Annotated in this window: 19 protein-coding genes; 9 read left to right on the plus strand and 10 right to left on the minus strand. The window is 55.6% G+C overall.

Going from position 1 to position 25047, the window contains the following annotated elements:
- Positions 1-101: 101 nt before the first annotated feature.
- Together IEX74_RS21360 and IEX74_RS21365 are read right to left on the minus strand one after the other, a co-directional pair.
- Entirely contained in the window at positions 102-2756 is a 2655-nt protein-coding gene (locus IEX74_RS21360) for a S8 family serine peptidase (protein WP_188816122.1), read from the minus strand.
- Positions 2757-2888: 132 nt separating this feature from the next.
- Positions 2889-4535 (minus strand): glycoside hydrolase family 28 protein, encoded by a 1647-nt coding sequence (locus IEX74_RS21365; RefSeq protein WP_188816123.1) that lies wholly within the window; start codon positions 4533-4535, stop codon positions 2889-2891.
- A gap of 233 nt (positions 4536-4768) precedes the next feature.
- Between IEX74_RS21365 and IEX74_RS21370 the strand changes: the two genes are divergently transcribed.
- Complete coding sequence (locus IEX74_RS21370; RefSeq protein ID WP_188816124.1) at positions 4769-5974, plus strand: glycoside hydrolase family 88/105 protein; 1206 nt, start codon at positions 4769-4771, stop codon at positions 5972-5974.
- Positions 5975-6221: 247 nt separating this feature from the next.
- Here IEX74_RS21370 and IEX74_RS21375 read toward each other — a convergent pair whose 3' ends face one another.
- Positions 6222-7193: a hypothetical protein gene (locus IEX74_RS21375; protein ID WP_188816125.1), complete on the minus strand. Its 972-nt coding sequence runs from the start codon at positions 7191-7193 to the stop codon at positions 6222-6224.
- Positions 7194-7527: 334 nt separating this feature from the next.
- Here IEX74_RS21375 and IEX74_RS21380 point away from each other — a divergent pair, with 334 nt between their 5' ends.
- The 5 genes from IEX74_RS21380 (at position 7528) to IEX74_RS21400 (ending at position 13244) form a co-directional block, all read left to right on the plus strand.
- Entirely contained in the window at positions 7528-8388 is an 861-nt protein-coding gene (locus IEX74_RS21380) for a TssN family type VI secretion system protein (RefSeq protein ID WP_188816126.1), read from the plus strand.
- 92 nt (positions 8389-8480) lie between these two features.
- Complete coding sequence (locus tag IEX74_RS21385; RefSeq protein ID WP_188816127.1) at positions 8481-9665, plus strand: hypothetical protein; 1185 nt, start codon at positions 8481-8483, stop codon at positions 9663-9665.
- Positions 9666-9824: 159 nt separating this feature from the next.
- Positions 9825-10724 carry a hypothetical protein gene (locus IEX74_RS21390; protein WP_188816128.1) on the plus strand — a complete coding sequence of 300 codons (900 nt, stop codon included), beginning with the start codon at positions 9825-9827 and terminating at the stop codon, positions 10722-10724.
- Positions 10725-10902: 178 nt separating this feature from the next.
- A complete protein-coding gene (locus IEX74_RS21395; RefSeq protein WP_188816129.1) occupies positions 10903-11328 on the plus strand; it encodes a GPW/gp25 family protein in 426 nt (141 codons plus the stop codon).
- Positions 11329-11390: 62 nt separating this feature from the next.
- On the plus strand, positions 11391-13244 hold the full coding sequence (locus IEX74_RS21400; RefSeq protein ID WP_188816130.1) for a type VI secretion system baseplate subunit TssF: 1854 nt from the start codon (positions 11391-11393) through the stop codon (positions 13242-13244).
- Between the two features lie 5 nt (positions 13245-13249).
- Here IEX74_RS21400 and IEX74_RS21405 read toward each other — a convergent pair whose 3' ends face one another.
- The 4 genes from IEX74_RS21405 to IEX74_RS21420 all read right to left on the minus strand — a co-directional run bounded on the left by IEX74_RS21405 (position 13250) and on the right by IEX74_RS21420 (position 19103).
- On the minus strand, positions 13250-14386 hold the full coding sequence (locus IEX74_RS21405; protein WP_188816131.1) for an adenylate/guanylate cyclase domain-containing protein: 1137 nt from the start codon (positions 14384-14386) through the stop codon (positions 13250-13252).
- Positions 14387-14451: 65 nt separating this feature from the next.
- On the minus strand, positions 14452-15285 hold the full coding sequence (locus IEX74_RS21410; protein WP_188816132.1) for an AraC family transcriptional regulator: 834 nt from the start codon (positions 15283-15285) through the stop codon (positions 14452-14454).
- Positions 15286-15382: 97 nt separating this feature from the next.
- Positions 15383-16402, minus strand: coding sequence for an SDR family NAD(P)-dependent oxidoreductase (locus IEX74_RS21415; protein WP_188816133.1), 1020 nt, complete (start codon positions 16400-16402; stop codon positions 15383-15385).
- Positions 16403-16592: 190 nt separating this feature from the next.
- A complete protein-coding gene (locus IEX74_RS21420; RefSeq protein ID WP_188816134.1) occupies positions 16593-19103 on the minus strand; it encodes an ATP-dependent Clp protease ATP-binding subunit in 2511 nt (836 codons plus the stop codon).
- A 365-nt stretch (positions 19104-19468) separates the two neighbouring features.
- On the opposite strand from IEX74_RS21420, the gene IEX74_RS21425 reads away from it, so the two are divergent.
- The 3 genes from IEX74_RS21425 to tssD all read left to right on the plus strand — a co-directional run bounded on the left by IEX74_RS21425 (position 19469) and on the right by tssD (position 21846).
- Positions 19469-19909, plus strand: coding sequence for a type VI secretion system contractile sheath small subunit (locus IEX74_RS21425; protein ID WP_188816135.1), 441 nt, complete (start codon positions 19469-19471; stop codon positions 19907-19909).
- Between the two features lie 66 nt (positions 19910-19975).
- Entirely contained in the window at positions 19976-21349 is a 1374-nt protein-coding gene (locus IEX74_RS21430) for a DUF5458 family protein (RefSeq protein ID WP_188816136.1), read from the plus strand.
- Between the two features lie 95 nt (positions 21350-21444).
- Entirely contained in the window at positions 21445-21846 is a 402-nt protein-coding gene (gene tssD / locus IEX74_RS21435; RefSeq protein WP_188816137.1) for a type VI secretion system tube protein TssD, read from the plus strand.
- Positions 21847-22327: 481 nt separating this feature from the next.
- Here the strand turns inward: tssD and IEX74_RS21440 are convergent, their stop codons facing one another.
- Genes IEX74_RS21440 through IEX74_RS21450 form a run of 3 tightly spaced genes read right to left on the minus strand, consistent with a single transcriptional unit; the run spans position 22328 to position 25039 of the window.
- The gene (locus IEX74_RS21440) at positions 22328-22696 is read right to left on the minus strand and encodes a hypothetical protein (RefSeq protein WP_188816138.1); all 369 of its coding nucleotides are present in this window, start codon (positions 22694-22696) and stop codon (positions 22328-22330) included.
- A 7-nt stretch (positions 22697-22703) separates the two neighbouring features.
- Complete coding sequence (locus IEX74_RS21445) at positions 22704-23396, minus strand: hypothetical protein (protein ID WP_188816139.1); 693 nt, start codon at positions 23394-23396, stop codon at positions 22704-22706.
- Between the two features lie 2 nt (positions 23397-23398).
- Positions 23399-25039, minus strand: a complete 1641-nt coding sequence (locus tag IEX74_RS21450; RefSeq protein WP_188816140.1) for a polymorphic toxin-type HINT domain-containing protein — start codon at positions 25037-25039, stop codon at positions 23399-23401.
- Positions 25040-25047 lie beyond the last annotated feature (8 nt).

A 25047-nucleotide genomic window follows, 5' to 3' on the forward strand; every position in this document is an offset into this window, starting at 1 on the left:
GTGTCTCTTGTCATTCCGAGCGCAGTGAGGAATCTGGATTAGCTAACATAACCATTGACTCAGATTCCTCGCTGCGCTTGGAATGACAAGAGGCATCCACTTTATAGAATAACCACCCGCACCACTCGCTCCAATCCGTTTTCAGCCTGAACCCGTAGCAGATACGTGCCGCTACCTAGCCCTGTCACATCCACCGTATGGATCGTGCCGGTTGATTCCGTTTCGCGGCGCAGGCGACCTAACAAGTCGTAGATGCGCACCCGAATGGCCTCAATCTCGCCCAGAATAAGCTGAAGCGGCTGCTCCGGGCCGACGGGATTAGGAAAAGCCACCAACTCATTGGCCCGGATATATTGTACTTCTTCTGGCTCGCTGTAGAAGGTGCGACCAGTACTGGTTTCGAGCCGCACGCGGTACACATTGCGGCCCGGCTGGGGTGCTGGGTCAGCTAATACCATTGCTAGATGATTGACCGGAGAAATAGTCTGCAACTGTGCAATAGTCGGTTCAAGGCGTTCCAGCGTGAGGGATTTCAACTGGTATACGCTGCCCAGCGTGAGGTCGAACTGCACTGTGTCGGTGACGAGCTGACGGGGCAAAAAGGAGCGCACGTAGCATGCCGTGCCCTGCTGCGTGTAGTCGATGGTGGAGCCTCGTTCGCCGGGCACGCCCCGTACCACCGGCGCCACAGCGTAGTGTAGCGCCGGAGATTGGCTGCGGTTGAGCACGATAACTGTGTCAGTGGTTTGGGCGAAGGGCTCTAAGTAATTAGTACCTAGCCTATAAACCTGGTAACGAGCCACGCCTGGCACCGGCGACCAGTACAGCAGTGCCTCCTCCTGGCAGGCGTAACCAACCTGCAACGCCAGCGGCCGCGTAATCGAAAAGGTATCCGACTCAAAGGCTGCGCCGTTCACCACGCACCGGACTTGCGCCCGAGTTAAAGTTTCGGGCACGCGCCAGGCAAACGTATCCTGCGCCAATGCCACTGAGGACGTAATTTCCTGCCATTGGGTGTTGCCTACCGCTTTGTATTCGAGGCGGCCGGCAGTGGCAGGGCCGCGCCATTGCCACCGTAGCGCGTAGCTGGTAGCAGGCCGCAGGTTGGTGCCAGTGGTTGGGCTAACCCAGTTGAAGCCGCTGCCCAACTCAAAAGCTAGGCTAAAGGCTTGCGAACTAGCAGAAACCCGGTAGCCGCGTACGCGCAGCTCGTAAGCGCCAGCCGCGGGTAGCGTCAGCGTGATTTGCTCGGCATTGTTCAGGTGGTCGGGGCGACGATGGGCGGGCAGGGCCAAGGAATCGGGGTGGGGGCTGAGTACCCAGGGCTGCCACCGCTGCCCGGTAGCTAGGTGCACCAACTCTAGGTCAAGGTCGTGCACCAGCGCTTCAGCGGCGTTGACATCAGCGGCAGGGTCAGTCCAGACCAGTGTGGCTTTCAGCTCGTACGTGCCAGCGGGCACCGTGAGAGGAGTTATCTGCTCCTGATTTTGGCTTACTGCGGCATTTACAAAATGTTTGTCCTGAATGACTTGCACAGCGCCTTGCGCATCTGCCTGGCCGTAGCCGCTTACGAAATCGACGGCGGGGCGGCCGGTGTCGTCGGCGCTGGTGAGCAAGGCGGCTTTCACCAGGGAAGAAGGCGGCAGCGTGCCGTATTGGTCACGATATGCTTGCTGCAACAACAGGCTAATGCCCGACACCAGTGCCGACGCGTCAGAGGTACCATCGGCGCCGTAAGCCACCAGCTCGGGCTTCACGCGGCCATCGTAGGCGGGGCCGCGGGAACTGAGGGGCGCTACCTGACCCAGCGCGTCGGTAGCTCCCACGCTGATCGTGTTCTTCGACATCTTGAACTGCCCGGTGAGGTTGGCCACCCCAGCTAGGTCGCGGTAGGTGCCGCTGGTGCTGGCGCTGGTTCCCTCGTTGCCCGACGAAAACACGTGTACCAAGCTAGGATACTGCACACTCTGCTGGTCGTACGCCTGAGCCTCCAGACCGTAGTAGTTCTCGATGCCAACCCCGTAGGAGTGATTTTGCACCGATACGCCCGCCTGGGCTAGCTGCTGACCATCGTCGGGGAGCAGCTCTGCGAAGCTGGAAGTAGCTAGCCTAGCCTGCCAAGCCGCACCTTTGCCCGTCGGGGCTGAGTTGCCACCACCGGCGATGAGCGTCGCCATGGCTGTGGCGTGGGCCGAGATGGTTCCCGTAATCTGCTCAGGGTTCAGCACCCGGCCTTTGAAGTCAATATCCTTCGGGTCAAACGGATTTTCCTTTACCGACACAGTTAAGCCTTGGCCCGTTAGCCGCGGAAAATGGCTGTGCAGCGGCGCAATCTTGTTGACACCTAGGTTGGAGTTATCAAGCTGCCGCTCCTCGTGGGCTGCCCGGTTGGGCACGTCTACAAACTCCAGCCACGGAAACGTCAGCAGCTCAGCTAGGTTTGCGGCATCAAGGCCTGCTACGAGGAACGTGCGAGGGGCGGAGCGAAGAGGACAGTAGCTGAGGTGCTTGCCTGACCGTTGTACCCATTGCTGAAAAGCAGTTGAGTCTTGCACCTGCACTCGGTACGTGTGGCGCGAGCCCTTGGCAGCTCGAAGCGCAGTTTCGGCTACTGCCGGAGCTAGCTTGCCTGGCCGGGTGCGGGCCTGTTGCTGCGCCAGTAGCTGCCCCCAAGGCCAGCACCCACTACCCAGCACCAGCAGCACCACCCACAGGCGCCCTTGACGCTTTACTTCACACAAACGATACGTAAACATTAATCCACAAGCTATTTGCACCGGTCAGGCGGCCTATACCACCGGCACAATCTAGCAAGTTGCCGTCACAATTGACTTTTGCAATGATCAGTGCTTAGCACCTAGGTAAGTCGCCCAGGCACAGCTAGGCCGCTACTTACTCCAAGTGCTGCTCCGCCAGCCCTGTGGCTTCTGTGGTGTACAGTCTTTGAACTGAATGTTCGCCGACTTTTCGCCTGATACATCCGTTAGCAGCGCATTTCCCGGCACGGTAAACTGCACTCTGTCAAACAGAACCTTCCGAGTATCCAGCAGGGTGATGTGCGCATCCTGAGTGTGAATAGTCGCGTTGCGGATGGTAAAGCCTTGTACATCAGCGGCGGAGAACAGCTTATTGGCATTCACCACCAGGTTTTCCAGCACAACATTCGTAAGCGGCATCTCCGGAATAGCCTCCACTTTCACGAATTGGCTGGCATTTTCCACGATGATGTCCTTGGCGGTGATATTGGCATAACGGGGCGTCAGCGGGTTAAGGGGCCGAGCGGGCAGCCGGTTCGCCAGGTCGCCCACGTAGGTTTTGCTGCCGAGCATATCCCAGTTAAAGGCCGCATTTTTCAGGTTCATGCGGATGCGTTCGTACGTCAGGTTTTCGCCCCCACCGCCGCGCGGCCGCCGGGTTTTGAAGCGGATGCCCACGCCGGTATTGTCGAACACACAATCGTGCACGTACAGGTTGCGGATCATGCCCGCCGTTTCGCTTCCGCAGGTGATGCCGCCGTGCCCTTCCCGCGCCAAACAATACCGAATCACGACATTTTCCGTGGGCTTATTCACCCGCAAACCATCTTCGCCCCGGCCCGCCTTGATGGTGAAGCAATCGTCGCCGCAGCTCAGCGTGGTGTACTCAATCAGCACATTGCGCGACGACTCTACATCGATGCCGTCGCCCCTGGGGATTCCCACCGAGTTCACCGTCACGCCCCGGATAATCACACCGTCACAATACACCGGTACAATGTTCCAGAAAGCTGTGTTTTCCAGCGAGATACCTTCAATGTACACCTTCTTGCAGTTGATGGGCGAAATGAACATGGGCAGAAAAATGGGGCTGCCGTTGTAGCCCTCATACACCCGTTCGGCGACGGGTTTGGTGGCGGGAATGATGTTTTCCACCACGTCGCCTTCCATCACTTGCTTGCGCACCGAGCCGCCTTGGGCCGGGCCGATCAATTTGCCTTTACCCGTCACGGCAATGTTCTCCTGTCCGTTGGCGTAAATGCAGGCGCCCAGCGACATAACTTCCACGCCTTCGTTGCGGGTAAATACCGCCGGGCGGTAGTCTTCCACTTCTCCGCTGAAATACAGCTCCGCTCCCGCATCGAGGCGCAGGTTCACGTTGCTTTTCAGGCTGATACGCCCCGTGTTCCATTTACCGGCCGGAACTATAACGGTGCCACCGCCATGCCGATTTACTTCATCAATGGTGGCCTGTATTTCCTTCGTGACCTTGGCGCCTGACTGCGCGCCTCGCTCGGTAATGCTGAGCGCATAGTTCGGAAAGGAAGGTTTCTTGAACAATGGCATCGTGAAAGCAGCCTTAACCGGCGCAATGTCGGCCGGCAGATTAAGCGCCCCGACTTGTTCCTTGGTCGGAATAGTAGCGATAGGGCTAGCTGGTTTGTCGGTGCGGAACGCCGCACCCGATGCCACTAACAGCAGCACGAGCCATAACGCAGATGCCGTGCGGTGCTTAGCAAACAGACCTAGGTTACCTTCTGGATTATATTTTATTCTCATCAGTGCTTTTGGGAAAGAAGGGAGTACGGTTTGGAGCAGTCTAGTGATTGTCGGGGTAAACCAACTGGCCTACGCAGGCAAAACCGTCCTGCACCATCCTGACGCCAAGATGGTTGGCGGCCGATAAGTCAGCTTCAGGATGGTACAGGACGGTTTCGCAGCTGCTTTTTGCGACTTATGCTGGCCTGACCAACCTAGCCTGCACTTTCGCCTTTGTATTTATCCCTTTCCAGATGACCAATCCACTCCGCTTTTTTCTACTCAGTCTGCTCTTGCTAAGCCAAGCTAGCTGGGCCCAAACTAAGCCCAAAGCTGCCGCCGCTACAAAGCCGCTTTCGCAGCGCATGACCGATTCCTTCATCGCTGAGTACCCCGATTCGCTTGGTATTCAGAAGAGTAGAATAGCTAGGTGGGGCTACGAGCAAGGCGTGATGCTGGCGGCCATCGAGCGGGTAGGGCAGCGCACCGGCGACCCACGCTACCTTGACTACGTCCATAAAATAGTAGACTACTCGGTGCAGCCCGACGGCACCATCACCGGCTATAAGGCCGATGATTACAGCGTCGATAACCTCCCGACGGGTCGTTCCATCCTGACGCTGAGCCAGAAGTACCCGAAAGAAACCAAGTACCGCAAAGCCGCTGATTTGCTGCGTCAGCAGCTCACCACGCACCCCCGCACGAAAGAGGGCGGCTTTTGGCACAAGAAGCGCTATCCCAACCAGATGTGGCTCGATGGCCTCTACATGGTGGAGCCCTTCTACGCCGAGTACAGCAAGCTTTTCAACCAGCCCGCCAACTTCGACGACATCGCCAAGCAGTTTGCCTTGATCGAAAAGTACTGCGTCGACCCCAAAACCGGCCTGCTCTACCACGCCTACGACGAAAGCAAGGAACAAAAGTGGGCCAACAAGCAGACCGGCCAGTCGCCGAACTTCTGGAGCCGCGGCATGGGCTGGTACGCCATGGCGTTGGTCGATGTGCTCGATTACTTCCCCAAAAACCACCTGCAGCGCGCCCAACTTATCAAGGATTTGCAGCGCCTCGCGCCCGTATTGGCGAAGTATCAGGACCCGAAAACCGGCGGCTGGTATCAGGTAACCGACCAGGGAACCCGCGCCGGCAACTACATCGAAACCTCGTCGTCGAGCATGTTTGTGTATGCGCTGGCGAAAGGCGCCCGCCTAGGCTATCTGGATAAAAAATACGCCGCCGTAGCGCAAAAAGGCTACGACGGCCTGGTAAAAAACTTCATCGAAACGACCCCTGATGGTGCGCTCGTCATGAACGGCACGGTGAGCGTAGGCGGCCTGGGTGGCGACCCCTACCGCGACGGCAGCTACGAGTATTACCTGAGCGAGAAGATCAAGAAGAACGATTTTAAAGGCGTCGGGCCGTTTATTATGGCGAGCCTCGAAATAGAAATGGCTAAGCGCTAATCCAAATAGGGCGCGACAGAAAAGAGGACGTTATTAACAGAACGTCATTCCGACGACAGGAGGAATCTCGCGTGCAATGGTAACTCCAATCGTTGGGAAATTACCACCACAACCTCAGCACGCGAGATTCCTCGTCGCTGCTTAATGCGCAGAATGCTCTGCATGACGTTCTGCTAATGACGTTCTAACGAAGCACGCGAGATTTCTCCCGCTGGTCGAAATGACGGCCTGAGCCTAAGAAGCAGCGCTACAAGCGGGTGGTTGTATACCCTAGGATAGCCGTGTCGCCGGCGTTAGATAGCACGAAGGATTGGGCTGTTTCGGCTACTTCGTAGTGCAGCACAACGTCCGTTTCGAAGGCGACGAAGTACCGGCAAAGCAGTTGCAGCGCCCGCGCCTGCCAGCTATCGGTGAAGTACACTTCCAGCATGGGCGCCGACAAGGACTCGATGGTGATTTCCAGGGCGGGTAGCGTTTCCTGGTAGAAGCCGCCCAGCACCAGGTCGCGCCCCAGGGCCGCCTGGCCCAGGGTCGCGCCTACGGCTTCGCCGCCGGTGTCGGTGGCGGCTAGCTCGTGGCGCAGGGGCGCGATGGTGCGCAGGCGCACGGCATTCTCCAGCACGCTCTCGAAGCACAGCCGCGTAAGGTGCAGGTCGCCGACGATGCGATGCACCACGGGCAGCAGGTAGAGCAGATTGGTGATCTGGCGCGGCGGCAGACCTAGGTCGTGCAGCTCCCAGAAACGAGCCAGCATCTCGTTGTACCACTGCGTAGAGAGGTTGGTGAGATAGCGCCGCTCTTCCTGCTCCAGCAGTACCCGATGCCGGTAAAACTCCTGCTCAAACGGCAGGAAAAACCGACGGGCGGCCTTCTCCTTGCGGCGCTGCGTTTGGATGTTTTCTACCACCGAGCGCGCATCCTGACGGGGCGAAGGATCGGTGAGGTGGTGGAAAATCTCCTGGGGCATTGCATCATAAAGACCCTCGCGGTGCACTTCTACGGCCAGGCGCGTGGGGAGCCACCGCTCGGCGCGCTCGGTAGAAAAGGTGCCAATGTCGCGCCGGTAGCGACGGGCAAACAAACTCACCGGCCGGATAATAAAATCGTCGAACTGATATCCATTCGCTATCAATTCGGCCAGCACCACTTCCAGACGCAGGTCCAGCGGTTGGCGCTTTAAGTAGGCAAAGAGCTGAGAAAGACTAGTAGGCGTAGACACAGAAACAGGTTTACGGATTGGCGTAGCATACTACGCTTTTCCCGGCAGATTAGGTAGCTGCCGTGGGCCTCACCCCCGGCCCCGGTCTGCTTGGTGCGCAGAACCCTAGGAGAGGGGAGCCTGACGACCTAGGTAATAGCGGTTTGCTGATGTTTGGCTCCCCTCTCCTCCGAGGAGAGGGGCCGGGGGTGAGGTTTACGTAAGACGCAACAAAGTTGGAGCTGAACGGTACACGTTAGCACCCTTCCAATCGTACTTGCCTGGCGTGGGGTTTCCGCTATTTTTGGAAACCAAACTGTCTTGTTTTACTCCGGTTCCTGATTATACAACGACAATGCTACAACCCAATCTTGAGTCGCAGGGGCGCAGTGCGGCGGGTAACGTCTTCTCCGGAGCGCAATCGAGCCTGCGACGCAACCGGGTGCTGGTGGGCATTCTGCTGTACCTGCTGGGCAGCTTCGTGGTGTTTGGGCTGGTCGGTTTGGCGGGCGGGTATAGCCCGTTGGCATTTCGACCGACGTTTCTGCTCGGGCATGCGGTGGCGCTGGGGCTAGGTATTGCGCACCTAGGTTTGCTGCCGTGGGCGCTGCCCTGGTTCGAGCCGGACAACCGCAAGCAGGGTACGCTGCTCACGCTCGGAGCGGCCGTGGCGGGCGCCCTCGGCATTGTGCTGCTCCAATGGCTGCCCAAGATTCAGCCGCTCACGTCGCCGGTGGCGTTTGTGCCGGCGGTGCTGCCGTTCGTGCTGCCGTACTTCTTCTACCAGGCGTACCTGGCCTGGAATCAGATTCCGGACAGCGTGTACAAGCTCTGGTATTACCGCGCCAACGCGCCCGGCCCCGACCTGGCCCGCGTCGACCTGAACAACTTTATGGTGGTGCACTTCTGGATGGCGCGCCGCTACGGCGAGTCGCTCTACCACGATTTTTCCTCGAAAGCGCCCTACGAAATGCGCTTCAGCGACTTGTTTCACATCTTCCTGACCGACTACAACGTCATGAAGCCCGAGCAGGCCATTCAATATCTTGACGAGCAGGGTCGTTCTTTTGGCTGGCTCTTCTATGCCAAGCAGCCTTGGTGGAAGCCGCGCCGCTACTACGACCCCGATCATACGTTCCGCGATAATTTCATCCGGCAGGGCAATATCATTGTGGCCCGACGCGTGCCGGCCCCGAGCGGAACGCGTGAGACCTAGCTTGCCTATCTTGTTGCTGGCTTATTGGAGGCGAAACTGATGGTGAGCCGCGCAACGTATTTCTTCGTTCTTCCTCGTTGAGTTGACTAGCTATGCTACCTGAAATAAAACACTACCCGGTAAACTGGGTCGACGGGATGAAAATCTCCCGGCGACATTTTACCGAGTTGGAGCAATTCACCACCGAACACCTGCGCGACGCCACGGCCCTAGGTCTGAGCGCGCACCGCTACGGCCTGCTGCCCACCGACCCGCACGGCTTATCGTCGTTTGAGCTGCTACTCAGCGTCGATCAGCAGCAGGGTGTGCTGGCGCGCCTCACGCATTGCCGGGCCATCACGGCCGGGGGCGCCCGCATCGAGATACTAAATAGTGCCGAGCCGCTGACGTACCGGACCAGCCTGGCGCAGCTGCTATCGGAGTTCAACCTCACGGCCACCGAGCAGCTGCGTTTCAGCGTTATTGTGTCGGTAAACCCCTACGTGCGCGTGCCGATGGGGCAGCCGGCGCCCGAGGAAATTCCGCCCCGCCACCCGTACACCACCCCCGAATACAAGCTGAGCGTAGTGCCGACGCAGCAGGTAAACAGCGCCGCCGTCGGCTCCTTTCACCTGGTGGTGGGCGAGCTGCTGTACGCAGAAGGCGCCCTGCGGCCGGTCGCGCAGTTTATCCCGCCCAGCTTGGCGTTGGTCAGCCATCCGGCGCTGCTGAAGTGGCTGCATCAGTTTGAGCATCAGCTGCAAGAGATTGAAACCGACGCCTTCAAGATTATCCATAAAATCAAGCTGCGGCCTGATAAGAAAAGCACGCTGAGCGAGCAGGTGCATTTTCTGGCCGAGCGCACCACCTTTGCCCTGGCCCAGCACCTGACTAGCCTCCACCTCACCGCCGCCGAGCTGCCGCCCATCAACCTGCTGGATATCTTGCTGCGCTTAGCCAAACAAGTAAAGACGACCCTCGACTGCCTGACGGAACCCGAGCGGGAAGAGCTGCTGAAGTACTGCGAGCAGTGGTCGGAGACGCTGCCGGCGACCGTGCTAGGTGCCCTGCGCGGCGCCGTGACGATGACCTACGACCACCACCGCGTGCACGAGCACTTGCAGCAGCACTACGAGCTATGGCAGCTGCTGGCCAACATCTTCCGGCAGCTCAGCCAGCTCGAGTACATCGGCAAAAACAAGGAAGGCTGGCGCACATTCATCAACGAAAACCCGGTGGCGCCGGCTCAATCGCCGCAGGTGCAGGAAAAGTCCAGCTCGCGCTGGAGCCCGTTCTGATTTGGGTGGTGAGAACTTAGTAAAGAGTAGTCAGCTATAAATCAGTTTGTTGGCTTGCACTAATTTGTGTTTAATCGCACTGCTCACTACTCATTACTCATTAATACTCACTACCTAGGTCTCGCTACGTAATTGCCCGCTGGTTTCCCACTCTCTTTCATGAAGCCCCTTAACCAAGCTGAACGCACCACCCGTCTGTGGAAATTCCTGCTCCTGTACTTGCTGGCCTTGGCGTTGCCGCTGGTGGCGTCCTACTTTATTTTCTCCGATAAGACCATTGCCGAAGAAAATGCCCGCCTCAAGCAGGAGCTAGCCCAAACCCAGGCCGAGCAGCGGCGCCTGCTCACGCAGATGGATACGCTCACCAGCCACCTACAGCGCATTGATGTCATTGACCGCCAGATGCGTACCGAGACCAACGACCTCGTGTTGGGCGAGCTTTCCAAGCGCACCCAGGATTACCTCAACGCCGTGGCCCTCACACTGAGCGAAGTGCGGCGCGACTCGGCCCAGATGAAGACGGCTTCCAATAAGCTGATTTCGCAGAACGTGCTGCGCCAGTTCGACCTCTTCCGCAACAATCGCAGCACGGTCGACTTTCTGCGGCAGGAGCTAGGTCGGCGCGGCATCGACGTATCGAACCGGGAGCAGACGGCCGTGGAGCTGGCCCAAACCAAGCAGCTGCTGGCAACCTACCAGGCCGCGGCGGCCAACCGGCCGGTAGCCCCGGCGGCCGGCGGCGGACGCAGTGGCGGCGGGGGTGGTGGGGGCGGGGGCGGCGGCAGTGCCCGCACCGCCGACCTGCTACAGCGCCTACAGGATAGTGAGCAGCAGCTAGCTTTGCTCAACGATCAGGTGACGTTCGCCAATGCCGATTGCCTGCGTCTGCGGGCCGTGGACAAGAAAACGGCGCAGCGCAAAGAAATGCTGGAGCAAGCCCGCAAAGGCTTCCTGGCCATTCTCCAGAATCCTAGCTCCGACGATATGAAGGCAAGCGTGGAGAAGATGATCGACTCCATTGATAAAGAGCTAGGTCGTAAGCGGGGCTTGTTTAACTAAGAAGCTGCTTGAACGGCGTAGAGACGCAACATTTTGCGTCTTCTTGGTCGCGCCATTGGGCTTCGTTCAGACCTGATTGTTCAATGGGAAGACGCAAAATATTGCGTCTCTACGCCGTTTTGGTCAACTCAAACCAGCTTCTAAGTCGTAAAGCATCGCAACCTAGGTTATAGCCCGTATGAGCAACGAGTTCTACCGTATTCCGCTCGATTTTGAGGAGCTGTTGCAGCGCCGCCACTTGCCGCGCTGCTCCGTGCAGGAGTCGATTGCCCAGCACCTGTACCTGATGCTGACCACCTACTTCGGCGAGTCGCGCTTCGACTCGACCTTCGGCTGCGTGGTGTGGGAGCAGGACTTTGAAGCCATGACCAACATGCGCTGGAAAGATGCCGTGCAGCGCTCCGTGGAGCAAACCATCAACGCCCACGAGCCGCGTTTGGAGCAGGTGCGGGTGCAGGTAGGCGTCGAAGATTTTGAGTTGAAAGGCGTGCACCAGCGCATCCGTAAGCGCCTGGATGTCATCATCAAAGCCGTACTACGCCACACCAACGAGCCCTTCGGCTTCCGGGCCAGCCTGTTCGTAGCCCCCTTATCTGTAGAGTAATTGAGTGAATGTTCAGACCTAGGTAACAGAACAGCCACTCAGTCAGTCACTCAGTTACGTTTATGCAACTGCCTTCCAACGACTTTACGAAAGCCAGCATCAAAAGCCGCCTGACCCGGAAGGCGGCCGAGCTGTGGGGTTACTCTGAATCCGACATTGAAGGGTTTGACCCACTGGTGGAGCTGCTGCTGGAAGCCTGCGCCGTGGAGTTTGAGAAAGTAGGGCAGGAGATAAATCACACCCAGCACCGCCTTGTGGAGCGGCTGGCCGGGCTGCTGAACCCCGACGTGATTGACGCCCCCCGCCCGGCCCACGCCGTAGCGGTGGCTCAGCCGCGCGAGCCTCAGCTGCTGCTGCCCGCCGATGCTCAGCTGGTGCATCAGCGCCCCGTGGGCCTGCGGCAAACGGCGGCCCCGCCTGTGTTTTTTTCGCCCTTGCAACCTACGCGCCTCACCGATGGCGCCGTGCGCTACCTGGCTACCGATTCGGCTGTATGGCAGGTGGAACTAGCTGGGCACAAGCGCATTACGGCCCTTGCTGCGCAGTCGGTACCGGCCGAGCACCGGCGCCTCTGGATCGGGCTGGAGCTTAACGCCGCCATTACCTCGCTCACCGACCTAGCTTTCTACTTCGATTGGCCCAATGAGCCCCGGCGCGAGCAGTACCAGCCGTATTTGCCCGGCGAAACCTGGCTGCTCAGCGACCAGCGCCTGCATGTAGCGAGCGGCTTCTCCGCCGCTTTCGATGCGGAAGAAGCGGAGCCGTTGCTGCACCAGGAGTTCGACTTTCTGCGGCGCGTGGAGCAGCAGGTGCGGGCAACGTACGAGGGGAGCTTTGCACGCATCGTGGCCGCGCCCGTCGATCTGGCGACCTACGTGCGGCAGCCGTACCCGCCGGCATTTGCACAGCGGTTTTCGCCCAATGAGCTGCAAACGCTGGAAACGCCGCTGCTGTGGCTGGAAGTGCGCTTTTCGCACGCCTTGCCGCCCGAAGCGCTTACCAACCTGACCTGCGCCATCAACTGCTTTCCGGTGCTCAACCGCCGCCTGAACAAGCGCCTCTACCGGCTGCAACAAGCCCTGAACATTTTCCCGCTCGACACGGAAGAGGCTTTTTTGGCCATGCACGAAGTGTACAGCCTGAGCAACGTGGTGTACCGCTCCACCACGCTCAGCGGCTTGCAGGAAGGCCAAACGGACACCTACACGCTGCGCACTCACGGCGTCGGCCGCTTCGATACGCGCACGGGCAAAGAAGCTCTGCTGGAGCTGCTGGAGCTGCTGCGCGACGAAAGCCGCGCCTTCACGGCCACCGGCACCGACTTTATTTCAAGTATTCTGCGAGAGCTGAACCAGAACCTGGCCCGGCTGGAAGACCGCCTGGAGCAGGCTCGCGCCGCTACCCGCGAAGCGCCCGTGCCCTACGTAGTCCTGCGCCCCCGCGACGCCAACGACAGCGTGTACCTGGAATATTGGTCGAGCGACGGCGAGGGTGGCAACCGCCTTCCCGCTGGTAGTCACCTGCACGTCTACGACGGCCACTACCTTGATCAGGTGCGGCTCATGACGACCACGAGCGGCGGCCGGGAGCGACCCAGGCCCGAGGAGCGGGTGCTGGCGCTGCGCAAGAATCTGCTCAGCCGCAACCGCATCGTCACGCTCGAAGACATCAAGGCGGCTTGCTGGGCGGAGCTGGGCAACCACCTGGGTCGGGTACACATTGAGAAGGGCTTTCGCACCGGCCCCACCCCCGACGCCGGGTTTGTGCGCTGCATTCGAGTGGTGCTCACGCCCGCCGCCACCAGCCGCCTGACCGCGCAGGAATGGCAGCGCACCGCCGAAGAGCTGCAAGTGAGCCTGGCTGCGCAATCGGCGATGAATCTGCCGTATGAGGTGAGCATGGCGCCTCATACCTAGGTCCGTTAGGCGGCTTCAGAATCAGGCCAATCTACGCTTACTATCCCTACTTTTTCCAATTTTCCTCTGAGCAGGATTTGCCCCAGAAATTCCGTCTTCATGCGTTGGCTGGTGCCCGTTTTTTCTAATAGATATTCAGATACGAGAAATTCCTTATTGTATTGATTGCAAACGCTCTGTATCCTGGCGGCGGTATTTAATGTGTCGCCGTGGTAGGCAATATCTCTTTTTATTTCGCCTATTTCCACGGCCGTTACATGCCCCGTATGTACACCGGCCTTGAAGTGAGGAATAATGCCATAGTTTGCTGTATAGTACTCGGCTCTATTCTGAAACTGTTTTTTACAGGCAAAATAAAACCGGATACACAAATGGTCTTGTAATCCTTCACGCTCAGGCCACATCACAACAATTTCATCACCAACGTATTGATAAACCTGGGCAGAATAAGGAAACAGTACTTGATTTATATCAGCAAAACAGTCCCTAATGAAAGAGCTGTATCGGCTATGGCCCAGCTTTTCAGCTATAGTAGTCGATGATTGCAGATCCATGAACATGAAAATTCTTTCTTCTTCCTTCGGGGTTCGGTATTTACCTAACAGAAGCGGTAGTAGAACGCCTGGTCCGTATTTTTTATTGATCTGATTGATAAAGCTAATTACAAGTGTCATAAAGAAATAATAAACTAACAGCATATCAAATATATAACTCCAGACCTTTTTATCGGGAGAAGTGCCTGTTCTGAATAGGGGCAGCGAAATAAGGGAGTGCTCTAATGCGAGCCGCAGCAGCCATAAGAACAAGGCAATCAAGGCCAGCGACAATAAGGCTTTGATTAAAATTATTTTTCCGAGGGCTACTTTTCCGAAAAGACTCTTATCCAGGTAATAGCCTGGTAAACCTAGGCTCACGCCCCACAAAATCCCGAATATAACAGCCGCAAATAGTGATAGTCCAAACCCCCCGGCCACAGGCAGGTTAAATACCTGACTAATTATCCGGGCGTGCAGCGCCAGGAGCGATACAAGCAATAAATTGGCAACAATCCAGAAATTTGCTTGTATACCCACGTACGCAAGCACCGGAAACCTAGCCGTATGGCGCTGCGCCACAGTAGTGTACTCAAAATTATTTGCCATTTAGCGCAGGTTATTTTGTTGCAGGAAGGCGCTGGGCGGTGGACAGCAAGTAGCGCGTAAGTTAGCTAGGTGTGCTGCCGGCGAGTGGCTTTCGGCGTAATTAAATCGGTGGGAGAGTAGCCAAACTGCTTTTTGAAAGCATACGAAAAATGCGAAAGGTTTTCAAAACCTGTTTCGTAGCAAACGTCAGTAGGTTTTCTTTTCTGCTCGGAAAGCTGGTAATGTGCTAACCCCAGGCGCTTTTCTGTAAGCCACCGCTGCGGGGTTGTATTAAATGCTTTCTTGAAATCCCGTTTGAAAGTAGTTAGGCTGCGGCCTGTCAGGTAGCTGAATCTCTCCGCGGGCATGTTAAACATATAATTATTTTCCATAAAGCTGATTAAATCAACTTTATGCGGATCATCAAAATTGGCCAACATGCCATCAATGTCGGGGTTAATTGCTCGCAATATGCTAATGGCTTCCGTGATTTTTAAAGAAGCTAGGTTTCTCGGGAATTGCCCCTTTATAGAAAAATAAGGAATTAAGGATGCTAGGCAGCTTTCCAGGAGAGGATGATTGCGGAAATAATAGAGTTTTGAGAGAGGCGCAGAGCTGGCCTTTACATCAATTCGGCTGTAAAAGTCTCTTAAGGTTTTTTCTGTCAACAGCATTACCACTGATTTATGTGGTAAGCCATTATCGGGGTAGTTAATGATAGTTGCCGGCTTGTTTCTGGGGATTAAAAAAATGTCGCCTGCTTTAAAGTGGTGTGTTTCTTCTGCCTGCACAATTTTGGTTTCGCCGGAAATAAACCAGACGAGCATGTGTTGGTCGAAGATGATTTCGGATTTAAAGAATTTGTCTTCGTAGCAGGAAAGCTTTATTTCCGGCGTCAGGTATTCGGATGTGTGTTCCATTGCGTATAGATTATCGTTGCTCTTCCGTGCAGCGCTGCCCCATTATTGCTTTCAGGGTGGCGGGTTTCTATCGTACTCTTGCATACCAACCTAGGTATTAATTAGCGAGAAATGCTATAGCAGTCATTTGCTCACTCAGGGTCCAGAGCTGCTTGGCACTGGCTTCGTCCAACGAGTAAGGCTGCACGCCCCGGGCCGTCGATGGGTCATCGTGCCGGTGCTCAATCTGCCCTGCGTCCAGTTCGGCTACATCAGCATCCTCGCAATAGACACCGCCCAGGTCGTTCAGCAGCGGACTGGTGGCGCACCAAACGGTGGTAGCCGCACCCTGCGGAATGGTTTTCAGCTTGGCAGCTACTTCCGGCAGAATGTTGCCCTGTGCATCACAGAACCCCATTTGCTGAAACAGCTCGACGGGGGCTTCACGCCCTAGCTCCGTCCCGTTGATGGAGCCTGGATGTACGGAATACGCTTTGATATTGAAGTGTTTACCGCGCTCATCCAGCTCTACGGTAAATAGGTTGCTCGCCGTCTTTGATTGACCATAGCCTTGCAGCGTGTGGTATTCCCGCTGCTCAAAATTGGGGTCCTCGAAGTTGAACGGAGCCATCTGGTGCCCGAACGAGGATACATTGACCACGCGGGCGCCGTTAGCTTTTTTGAGCGCCGGCCACAAGCGAGCTACCAGCTGAAATTGCCCCAAATAGTTAGTAGCGAGTTGCGACTCAATGCCGCGGCTGTCGCGGCGCAGCGGCACCCACATAATGCCGGCATTGTTGATCAGCAGATGGAGCGGCCGGCCAGAAGCCAGAAACCGCTCAGCAAACGCATCGATGGATGTGGGATTCGTCAGGTCCATGGGCTCCAGCTCTACATGGGCTATTCCTTGCAGGTTTTTCCGAGCCTTTTCAATATCTCTGGCCGGCACAAGCACCGTGGCTCCGGCTGCGGCCAGCACCTTAGTGGTTTCCAGCCCGATGCCGGTATTGCCGCCGGTCACGATGGCCGTTTTTCCGGTGAGGTCAATGCCTTGAATGACATCGTTGGCGGTAGAGGCAGCGTTGAAGCCGGAGCCCAGCGGCTTCTGCAATGCGCCTTGATAATTAGCTTGTCTCATGATCAAGTTATTAAGTTGATTTCGTTGAGACAAAGGTGGGATGGTTGTAATCGGCTGGCTTTGTTGAGAAGTCCTACTTTGCTTTGTTTAAAAGACCAATTCTCCTCTTAGCTGGGCAGAACCCAGGTTTGGGCTGACTCTTAAACCTAGGTCCTGCTTGTCGCCAATTTGAGCAAGCCTTTACGCAAGCTTAGACCTCCGCCGGCTGCCGCGTTTCCCACACCAGCTCTTCGGCTTCCGCGGCCTTGCTCACCAGAATCTCGGCGCCTTTGGCCACTTCACCGGCGATGATCATCCGCGAAATGGGGCGGCGCAGCTGCTGGCGAATCACGCCTTTAATCGGCCGGGCGCCGTAGCGCGGCGTGAACCCCGACAGGGCTAGGTGCTCGCGCGCTTCGTCGGAGAGGTGTAGGCTGATTCCCTGGCGGTGCAACTGCTCCAGCAGTGGCCGCAGGTGAATGTCGAAGATGCGCACCACGTTTTCCTCCGAGATAGGCGCAAAGGGCACGATTTCCGTGAGACGCGCCAGAAACTCGGGGCGGAAATAACGGCCCATCACGTCCATCAGCTCATTGCCGGCCGGAATCTTTCCTTCCCCGAACGATTTGATAATCTGCTCGCTACCAATGTTGGAGGTGAACAGAATCACGGCGTTGGAAAAGTCGCCCTCCCGACCTAGGCGGTCGTGCAGGCGGCCTTCGTCCAGGATCTGCAAAAAGATGTCGAACACCGAGCTGTGGGCTTTTTCAATCTCATCGAACAGCACCACGGAGTAGGGCTTCTCCCGAATCTTGTTCACCAGCAAGCCGCCTTCCTCGTAGCCCACGTAGCCGGGAGGCGCGCCGTAAAGTAGCGCAGCCGAGTGTTCTTCCTTGAACTCCGACATATCGAAGCGAATCAGAAACAACTCGTCATTAAACAGAAAGTCGGCCAGCGACTTCGCCAGCTCCGTTTTGCCCGTGCCCGTCGGACCTAGCAGGAAAAATGACCCAATCGGCTGCCCCGCCTTGGTCAGGCCCGAGCGCGACTCCAGAATAGCTTCGCACAAAGCTTTCACGGCGTGGTCTTGCCCGACCACGCGCTTCTGCAAAGTCAGGTTCATATTGAGCAGCTTTTCGCGCTCATTGCTTTGCAGCTTGCCCAGCGGGATGCCCGTTTTGCCCGACACGACCGCCGCAATGTCTTGCCGCTCCACGCTTTCCTTCTTCGTGCCCGAAAGCTCCACCAGCGCCGCCAGCTGCGCCCGCAGGTAGCTTTCGAGCGCTTCGGCGGTTTCCAAAGCTTCCGGCTGTTCTTCGGTTTCGAGCTGGTTTAGCCACAGGTGACTTACCTGGTTTTGGAGCAGATACAGGAACCAGCGCAGCTCCTTTAAGTATTCTGTTTCTTCCAGCTCAGGGCCGCGCGCCGCTAATGTCTCAAACTCTTCTTGTAGCCGCAGCAGCTCGGCCACGGCGTGCTCATCCATCATCCGGATGGCGGCCATGGTGCGGTCTACCAAATCAATGGCGGAGTCGGGTAGCTGGCGGTCCTTGAGGTAGCGTTTGGCCAGGCGCACGGCTTCGCTCACGGTGCCTTCGCCCACGCGCAGGCCGTGGTGGTTGGCGTAGAAAGGCAGTACACTCTCCACCATCCGCTCGGCCACGACGAGGCTAGGTTCCTCCACGCGCAGCACATCGAAGCGACGGTTAAACGCCTCATCTGCTTCGATATACTGGCGGTATTCGTCGCCGGTGGTGGCCCCAATAACGGTGATTTCGCCGCGGGCCAGCTCGGGTTTCAGCAGCTGCGCAATGCCCGAGCCCGCCGCGCTTTTCGTGTCGAGCAGCACATGGATTTCATCAATAAACAGAATGGCCCGGTTGTACTGCTTGATTTCGCTCAACACATTCTTGATGCGGTCTTCCACTTCTCCTTTATAAGAAGCGCCCGCTACCAGCGTACCTAGGTCCAGCTCGAAAAGCACGACTTGCTGCAAATGCAACGGCACTTTCTGCTGCACAATCTGCTGGGCGAACCCCTCTACCAGCGCCGATTTGCCCACGCCCGGCTCGCCCACCAGCAGTACGTTGGGCTTGGTGCGCCGCCCCAGAATCTCGGCCATTTGGCGCGTTTCCCGGTCACGCCCCACTATGGGGTCCAGCTTGCCGGCGGCAGCCTGCTCGGTTTTATTAACGCAATACGTTGCCAGCGCGCCCGCTTTACCGGTTGGCTTCGGGGAGCTGGCTTCCGGTGTACTGGCATCAGTTCCCGAACCTAGGTCTGCGGCCCGGGTGGGCTCATCCTCGGCTACGGCGTCCATTACTTCCTTCTGCGTCAGGGGCAGCGACTTCAGCTGCTCGGTGGTGAAAGCCAGCCCCGCCCGCAGCAAAGCCGCCAGCGCCGAAACCGGATCGGTCCAGTCCTTGGAGAGCTGCATGGCCACCAGGTCGGCCACTTCCAGCACCTGCTTGGCCTCGGCATCGGCCGTCGGCATTTCGGGCGGGCGCGTAGACTTGGGCAAACTTTCCAGGCGTACTTCGGCCCACTCCCGCAAATAATGGATGTCTTTGTCGAGGCGCGCCACCAACCACGAAGCGAGGCCAATTTCGTTGTGCAGTAGCGCCAGTAGCAGGTGCGGCGCGCCAAAATGCTCGTGGCGATATTCGTGGGCCACCGCTTGCGCAATGTGAATAGTCCGTTTCAGGTCGTCGGTGTAGGGCACGGGCAGAGGAAAGAAAAAGTAATGTTAAAACTGATTTAAAGGCAGTTGCACAACCAGGCAGGCAGTCCCATCATAAAGAATTAGTATAGGATAATTGTAACACTCAACAGTATTCTACGTTGAGGTAGGCAGCAATTTCCTGAAGCGTACGCCGGGCGCTACGGCGCAGTTACGTCCGCTTCAGCAACATAAAGCAACTTCCCTTCAATTACCAGTTCAGGCGGGCAGCAAACGAAAAAAGCCCGTAAAATGAACCTCGTGGTCGGACTGTTTTTAGTTGATTTGCTATATCTTAGCCTAAGCCGCTTGCCATCGGGTAGGCAGAATACCTTAGTTTTAAGTCCTTCATCATCAGTAGCCAGTCTATGTATAACTACGGAATCGGTGGACAGGAGCGCAAGCTCGATAACGCCCAGGAAGCTATTACGGATATTCCGCTGAACCGCACCTTGCTTGTGCAGAAGCTCACGGCCGATCCGCCCCTGCGGGCTCAGATTGTGGAAGGACTGCGCACGCCCGAAGCCGTATTTGCGCACTTCAAGCCCGAAGTAGAAGTGGAGTTTGAAAAGGAGGACGGCAGCGTCATTCCCGAAACCCTGCAATTTCAGTCGCTCGGCGATTTTGGCAAGAAGGGCATCATCAATCAAAGCGAATTTCTGCAAGATCTGAACACGCAGGCCGATGACTTGCAGAAGCTGCTGCGCCAGCTTAAGTCCAACAAAATCCTGAAAACGGCCCTGGAAAACCCGGAAACCAAAGCCGCTTTCCTGGCCACCATTCAGGCCATGATCAGCGAGCTGGAATAATCCACTGCCCGCTTATTTGCCCGATCAAGTTTACGCACCCTACCTAGGTAGGGAACTACAGAACGTATGGCAACCGAACAACAACAATCTGCCGCCGCGGCGGCTACCCGCGAGCGAGAGTCGGCGGTTTCGCTGGAAAAAAGCGCGCAGGCCCTAGCCAAATTCGGCGGTTTCGACTTACTGGAAACGACTATTGAGGGCGCCTCGAACCTGAACCCCGAGAAGAAGGCCCGCAAGAAGATCTTCCTGACCGAAGAAGCTAAGAAAGAGGATCGGGAGCAGCTGAAAAAGCGCCTTGCGCTCTGGCACCAGGTGCTGAGCAGCGCCGATTCGGTGGCTGATGCGGTGGAAAAAAGCGAAGCCCAGGTGGAATCGGCCAAGCACCAGCTGACCGACAACCTCAAAAAAGCCCTCGAAGCCACCCACGACCTGGAGCAGGCGTACCGCTCGGTGGCCTTGTTCTACCGCAACACGGACCAAGACGAGGTGAAGAACGTGTCCATCATGAACGCGGACAAAGAGCAGCTGCAAGACCTGGACAACACCACATTCATCGACGCCGTGTCGGATGAGCTGGAGCAGAACTACGACCGCCTCGACCTGCGCGACAACTACTCGCTGCTGGTGGTGCCGGGCTACCTAGGTTCCAACAAGGTGATTGACAAGTGGGCCAAGATTGCGCACAAGAATAAAGTGATGATGGTCACCGACTTCGAGCACTACGACACGCCCGACGACGTGATTGAGCTGTTTGAAGACGCCAACCTGACCGGCGGTGACGCGCACAAATCCAATGTCATCATGGCCTGCAACTGGCTGGTCGGGCGTGGCAAACTGGAGGAAGTAGGAGAGGAGGAGGACCTGTTTGTGCCGCCGTCTTCGGCGCTGGCGGGCCGCATCTACACCACCCTGGCTTCGCAGGTAACAGCGGGCCGCAAGCACGGCACCCTCAACGAAGTAGACGGCGTGCGCTTCCCGCTGCGCAAAAGCGAGATTGCCAGCCTGGAAAAGCTAGGTCTGGTGCCAATGGTGAACGAGTACGGCCGCGTAATGGCGTTTTCGGCCAAAACCTTGTTCAACGGCGACAACATCGGCTTGCAGACCTACTCCGTGGTGCGCGTGTTCGACTACGTGACTAAGGTACTGATCGACTTCCTGAACCGGCGCGCCTTCGAAAACTGGGACCACAACATGCGCATGGACATTCAGAGCCAGATTGTGCGCTTCCTGGATGGCATTGCCGGCCCCGGCAAGCTGATTGAGAAATTTTCGATCAAGAAGTTTGAGCGCGACCCCAATCAGAAGGACCGAATCCTGCTGGATATTCATATGGTGCCCTACTTCCCGGCCAAAACCTTCCTGGTGTCATTGGATGGTACGAAGGGCGACGACCCGGATGCGCCGGGCCGCGATTGGAATGCCGAGTACAAGCAGCAGTAGTAGCGCTGTGCGGTTGAGTGAGCTAGCTTGATAGTCTTGATTGAATTGCCAATTTCCATTTTCATCTATTCCCCAACCCCCTAATACCTAACCTTATGGCCTCTTTCAGTGCATTCTTTAACGCCGCTGGCAGCGGTGACTGCGAAGTAGTGAGCTGCAGCTACGCTTTCGAGCAAGCCATCGACGACAAAGGCAGACCATCGTCGAAAGTGCAGGGCGGTACTATCAAAGTGACCATTGTATCTACCGACAGCGCCTCGCTAACCAGCTGGATGCTTGACCCGTACAAGCGGGAAAGCGGCAAGATTACGTTCAAGCGCATCGACCAGGATTCGACGCTGAAGGAAATTGCTTTCGAAGAAGCCTACTGCGTAAGCTACGCCGAGCACTTCGACGCTCGTGGCGCCGACACTAACACTTCCATGACCTTAAGCCTCACCATTTCGGCCAACAAGATCAACGCCAATGGGGCCATGCTGGATAATAAGTGGGTGTAATCCCAGCTGTTATCATCAACTAAAAAAACCTTCACAACCTAGGTTGTGGAGGTTTTTTTAGTTGGATCTAGGTATGCTCAATAGTCCTTATTCTGGCGTGCAATATGAAAGAGTTTATTGCCAACGTCTAGGCTTTGAAAGTCTATCTTACTTACGCCGGTTGTTGGAATCACCCCAATTCCTTTTTGCAGTAATGCCAGAGGAAGAAGACGCAATTATTATATCTGCCTGGGCTAGACCACTCACTCTCAGAATCCTTTTTGAGAACGATAAAAGGTGGTCTACTACTTAATAGAAGATTGCCGGAAGTGGTATGAACACCTGATGCTTATTACTTGATTCGCTTGTACCAAGATCTTCCTACCTCCTTGAAAGAAGCAAAGTAAATCTTCAGGCGCGGGCTTCAACGCCAGGTCACCCGTTTCCTCGTGCCAGGACCAGATCAGGCCCCCAACCTGAACATCCTCAATGTTCTAATAGGCTAGTAAGAGAAGAGCGTTATAAGATCTTCTATTGTGGTATCATTACGTAATAAGTAGGTTCTATCAAGATCCTCATTTATTAAATATATGCCTTTACAGACGGGATATTGTGACCAAGCAAAAAAGCTAAATCTGGCCAGCCAAGTGTAGGATGATCCTTTAAACTCAATAGTAGCTTGATCATTTGCAATGAATATCTCTAGATAATGTTCCCCTTCTGTAACCCGCCAACCCCAACCATCAGGAGGAGTTATGAGGCTGTATATAAAATGGTTTTCTGTTGTGTATAATTTTATTAGCTTGTTTTCAAAACTCACTACATCAAGCTGGAAGTTGGGATAATATGATGGCGTAATATAATAGCGCATAAGTAGGTTATGTAAGCTCGTTGCCTAAGTAAATTGGGACTTGTTTCAGCTCTAAACCTGTAATGCTATTTCTTTGAAGAGCATCTTTTAGTCTTTCGCTAATAATAGGATAGGTGAAGATATTATCGCTTATTCCATTTGTATAGAATAAGTCTAATGGGTTGCTGGTATAATGATTATTGAAAATAAGCTTCTTGTATATGATAGAGTTATCTGTCTCTAATGTTGAATCAATGGCTTCCAAAAGCCCTCCAGGAGTTTTTATGTTAACGTGATTTATAATCTCTTCTTCGAAATCATCGAAAAGAAAAAAATCGGAGTTGTCATAATCAATCCATTTGTAAAAATCTTCGCTAATAATTTGTAGCCAACTGTAATTTATGAGAGGTTTTTTTTCGCTTTCATATTCAAAAGTATCAAGCGGGTAGAAGCGGTGTCTGCCAAGGCGAAAACTTGCAAGCAAGTTCTTTAGTCTATCACTAACTATAAGTCCCGAACCGCCGATAGCTCCTCCATCTGTTATTACATCTGTAGGAGAGCCTGTGATTAATAAGCGGGAGAAATTTGGCTCTGTTTGTGGGAAATGGTCGTATGATAATTTGCTTTGTGAATTATCCGCTTCAATATCATATTCCCATAAAGGAACTACCTCTCGTGAACCTGCTTGTTCAACATCTTCTCTGACCTTATAAAAACTCATGGCTAAAAACCTTTTAGTTGGGCTAAATCATTTAATGTTGTTTTTTCACTTATTGCTTGCTCGATAAACCTGTCAACTCTGGGCATCACCTTCTCTTCCAACAACTTGGACGCCGACATATTAGGATACTTCTTTGCTGCATTACTTATTAATGATTCAACGTATCGGTTGTAAGATGCGTGATGGTAAGCTAATTCGCCATTAGTAAATATGTGTGTGTAGGCCGACAAGGCTTTGCCATTAGCAACGCCATTAAAGTCAAAGCCTTCATGATAAGCTCTTTGAACCAGTGGATTTCTTTTTAGAGATTCTAATGGAATCTTGTGGTGCGCGTGCGCGCCAGTACCAGCTGATCCGATAGCGGTACGCAACTCTGCTCTCGCAGCTTTGGCCCACTTCTGCCATTCTTTAGCACTCTTGAGCGCGTCTTCCAAAGCTGCTTTTAAGCAGACTGTGGCATTATGAACCACGAACATCCACCAGCTAACCAGGTAGGTGTGCCACTCCGCTACTTCGAAGTTGTACACCGTAGTGGACTGCTCCGTATGGTGAGTGGTTGCACTCACGGGCATGGTAAGTCCATCGGAACGCAGCAGCGTATCACCTGTTACTAGCTCTCCTGCCTTCTTCCACGCGCCATTGGCCCAAAACGGGTGTTCGGGTGTCGCTTGCACCGTGTCGGCGCCTATCTGCAACTCAACGAGCGCATCCGAGTTGCGCTGCATAGTCTGTAGCACGGGCTTCAACGCCAAGTCACCCGTTTCCTCGTGCCAGGACCAGACCAGGTCTCCAATCTGAACGTCCTCAATGTTCTTATAGCCGCCTTCTACCGCCACCGGAGTACCGGCCGGAAAGCAGGCTGTCACGCAGATGCGCGGAATTTTGGCTACAAAGGCCCGGATACCTTTCAGCCCGTTTTTCAAGGCTAGCCCCTTAGCAGCTACTTCGGCCATCTGCTTCTTAGCTGCACTTAAGCCTACTTTCGCGCCGGCCTTAATAGCGGTGCGCACGCCGGCTTTGGCCCCCATCATGGCCGCAGTAGCCGTGCCGAAGCTGAAAACACCAGCTACCACCGATGCCACATCCCACACCAGAAACGCCGCATTCATGGCCATGCCTACCTTGTCGCCAGTCTGAATGGAGTGGATCAGGTCCCGGCCCGAGCCCCAGATAGGAATCATTCCTTCCAGAAATCCGGCTTCTCCCACCGAGTTCTTCTCTTTCTCGGCTTGCTCCAGCGCCTCCTCTGCCTCTTCCTTCGTCTCCTTGATCTGCTGGCTCATATCCGGAGGGATGGGCAGCTGACCTGAGGTCAGAAACTCGATTTTTCCCTGACCTAGGGGGCAGTGGATACAAGAGCGAAACAGCAAGGTTTCTGCGCCGCCCACTTTGGCCGGGTACGTGTCTTCCCACTGTAAGGGCTGCGGCGTGCAGGGTACGGGCGAACCACCCGCTTGTTGGGTAAGCTTCTGACAAATGACAAAAGAAGGAATGTTCGTCAGGGGCGCTTTGTCTAGTGCGTTGCCGGCTTGCAACCCGGCAATCTTGCTGGTGCGCGGCGTAGTTTGGAACGGCATAGGTACCGTGCCCTGACTACACTGTAGCAGGGCTCCGGTCGTCACGTACTCAAGCGGATGCGGCATAAGCGGTG

This window comes from Hymenobacter cavernae, assembly GCF_014641455.1.
In the GTDB taxonomy this organism is placed as follows: Bacteria; Bacteroidota; Bacteroidia; order Cytophagales; family Hymenobacteraceae; genus Hymenobacter; species Hymenobacter cavernae.

What these genes read in the sequence shown, in the direction of transcription:
- IEX74_RS21360 (WP_188816122.1), bottom strand. Translation starts at nt 2,756, where the DNA reads ATGTTTACGTATCGTTTGTGTGAAGTAAAGCGTCAAGGGCGCCTGTGG.
- IEX74_RS21365 (WP_188816123.1), bottom strand. Translation starts at nt 4,535, where the DNA reads ATGAGAATAAAATATAATCCAGAAGGTAACCTAGGTCTGTTTGCTAAG.
- IEX74_RS21370 (WP_188816124.1), top strand. Translation starts at nt 4,769, where the DNA reads ATGACCAATCCACTCCGCTTTTTTCTACTCAGTCTGCTCTTGCTAAGC.
- IEX74_RS21380 (WP_188816126.1), top strand. Translation starts at nt 7,528, where the DNA reads ATGCTACAACCCAATCTTGAGTCGCAGGGGCGCAGTGCGGCGGGTAAC.
- IEX74_RS21385 (WP_188816127.1), top strand. Translation starts at nt 8,481, where the DNA reads ATGCTACCTGAAATAAAACACTACCCGGTAAACTGGGTCGACGGGATG.
- IEX74_RS21390 (WP_188816128.1), top strand. Translation starts at nt 9,825, where the DNA reads ATGAAGCCCCTTAACCAAGCTGAACGCACCACCCGTCTGTGGAAATTC.
- IEX74_RS21395 (WP_188816129.1), top strand. Translation starts at nt 10,903, where the DNA reads ATGAGCAACGAGTTCTACCGTATTCCGCTCGATTTTGAGGAGCTGTTG.
- IEX74_RS21400 (WP_188816130.1), top strand. Translation starts at nt 11,391, where the DNA reads ATGCAACTGCCTTCCAACGACTTTACGAAAGCCAGCATCAAAAGCCGC.
- IEX74_RS21405 (WP_188816131.1), bottom strand. Translation starts at nt 14,386, where the DNA reads ATGGCAAATAATTTTGAGTACACTACTGTGGCGCAGCGCCATACGGCT.
- IEX74_RS21410 (WP_188816132.1), bottom strand. Translation starts at nt 15,285, where the DNA reads ATGGAACACACATCCGAATACCTGACGCCGGAAATAAAGCTTTCCTGC.
- IEX74_RS21415 (WP_188816133.1), bottom strand. Translation starts at nt 16,402, where the DNA reads ATGAGACAAGCTAATTATCAAGGCGCATTGCAGAAGCCGCTGGGCTCC.
- IEX74_RS21425 (WP_188816135.1), top strand. Translation starts at nt 19,469, where the DNA reads ATGTATAACTACGGAATCGGTGGACAGGAGCGCAAGCTCGATAACGCC.
- IEX74_RS21430 (WP_188816136.1), top strand. Translation starts at nt 19,976, where the DNA reads ATGGCAACCGAACAACAACAATCTGCCGCCGCGGCGGCTACCCGCGAG.
- tssD (WP_188816137.1), top strand. Translation starts at nt 21,445, where the DNA reads ATGGCCTCTTTCAGTGCATTCTTTAACGCCGCTGGCAGCGGTGACTGC.
- IEX74_RS21440 (WP_188816138.1), bottom strand. Translation starts at nt 22,696, where the DNA reads ATGCGCTATTATATTACGCCATCATATTATCCCAACTTCCAGCTTGAT.
- IEX74_RS21445 (WP_188816139.1), bottom strand. Translation starts at nt 23,396, where the DNA reads ATGAGTTTTTATAAGGTCAGAGAAGATGTTGAACAAGCAGGTTCACGA.
- IEX74_RS21450 (WP_188816140.1), bottom strand. Translation starts at nt 25,039, where the DNA reads ATGCCGCATCCGCTTGAGTACGTGACGACCGGAGCCCTGCTACAGTGT.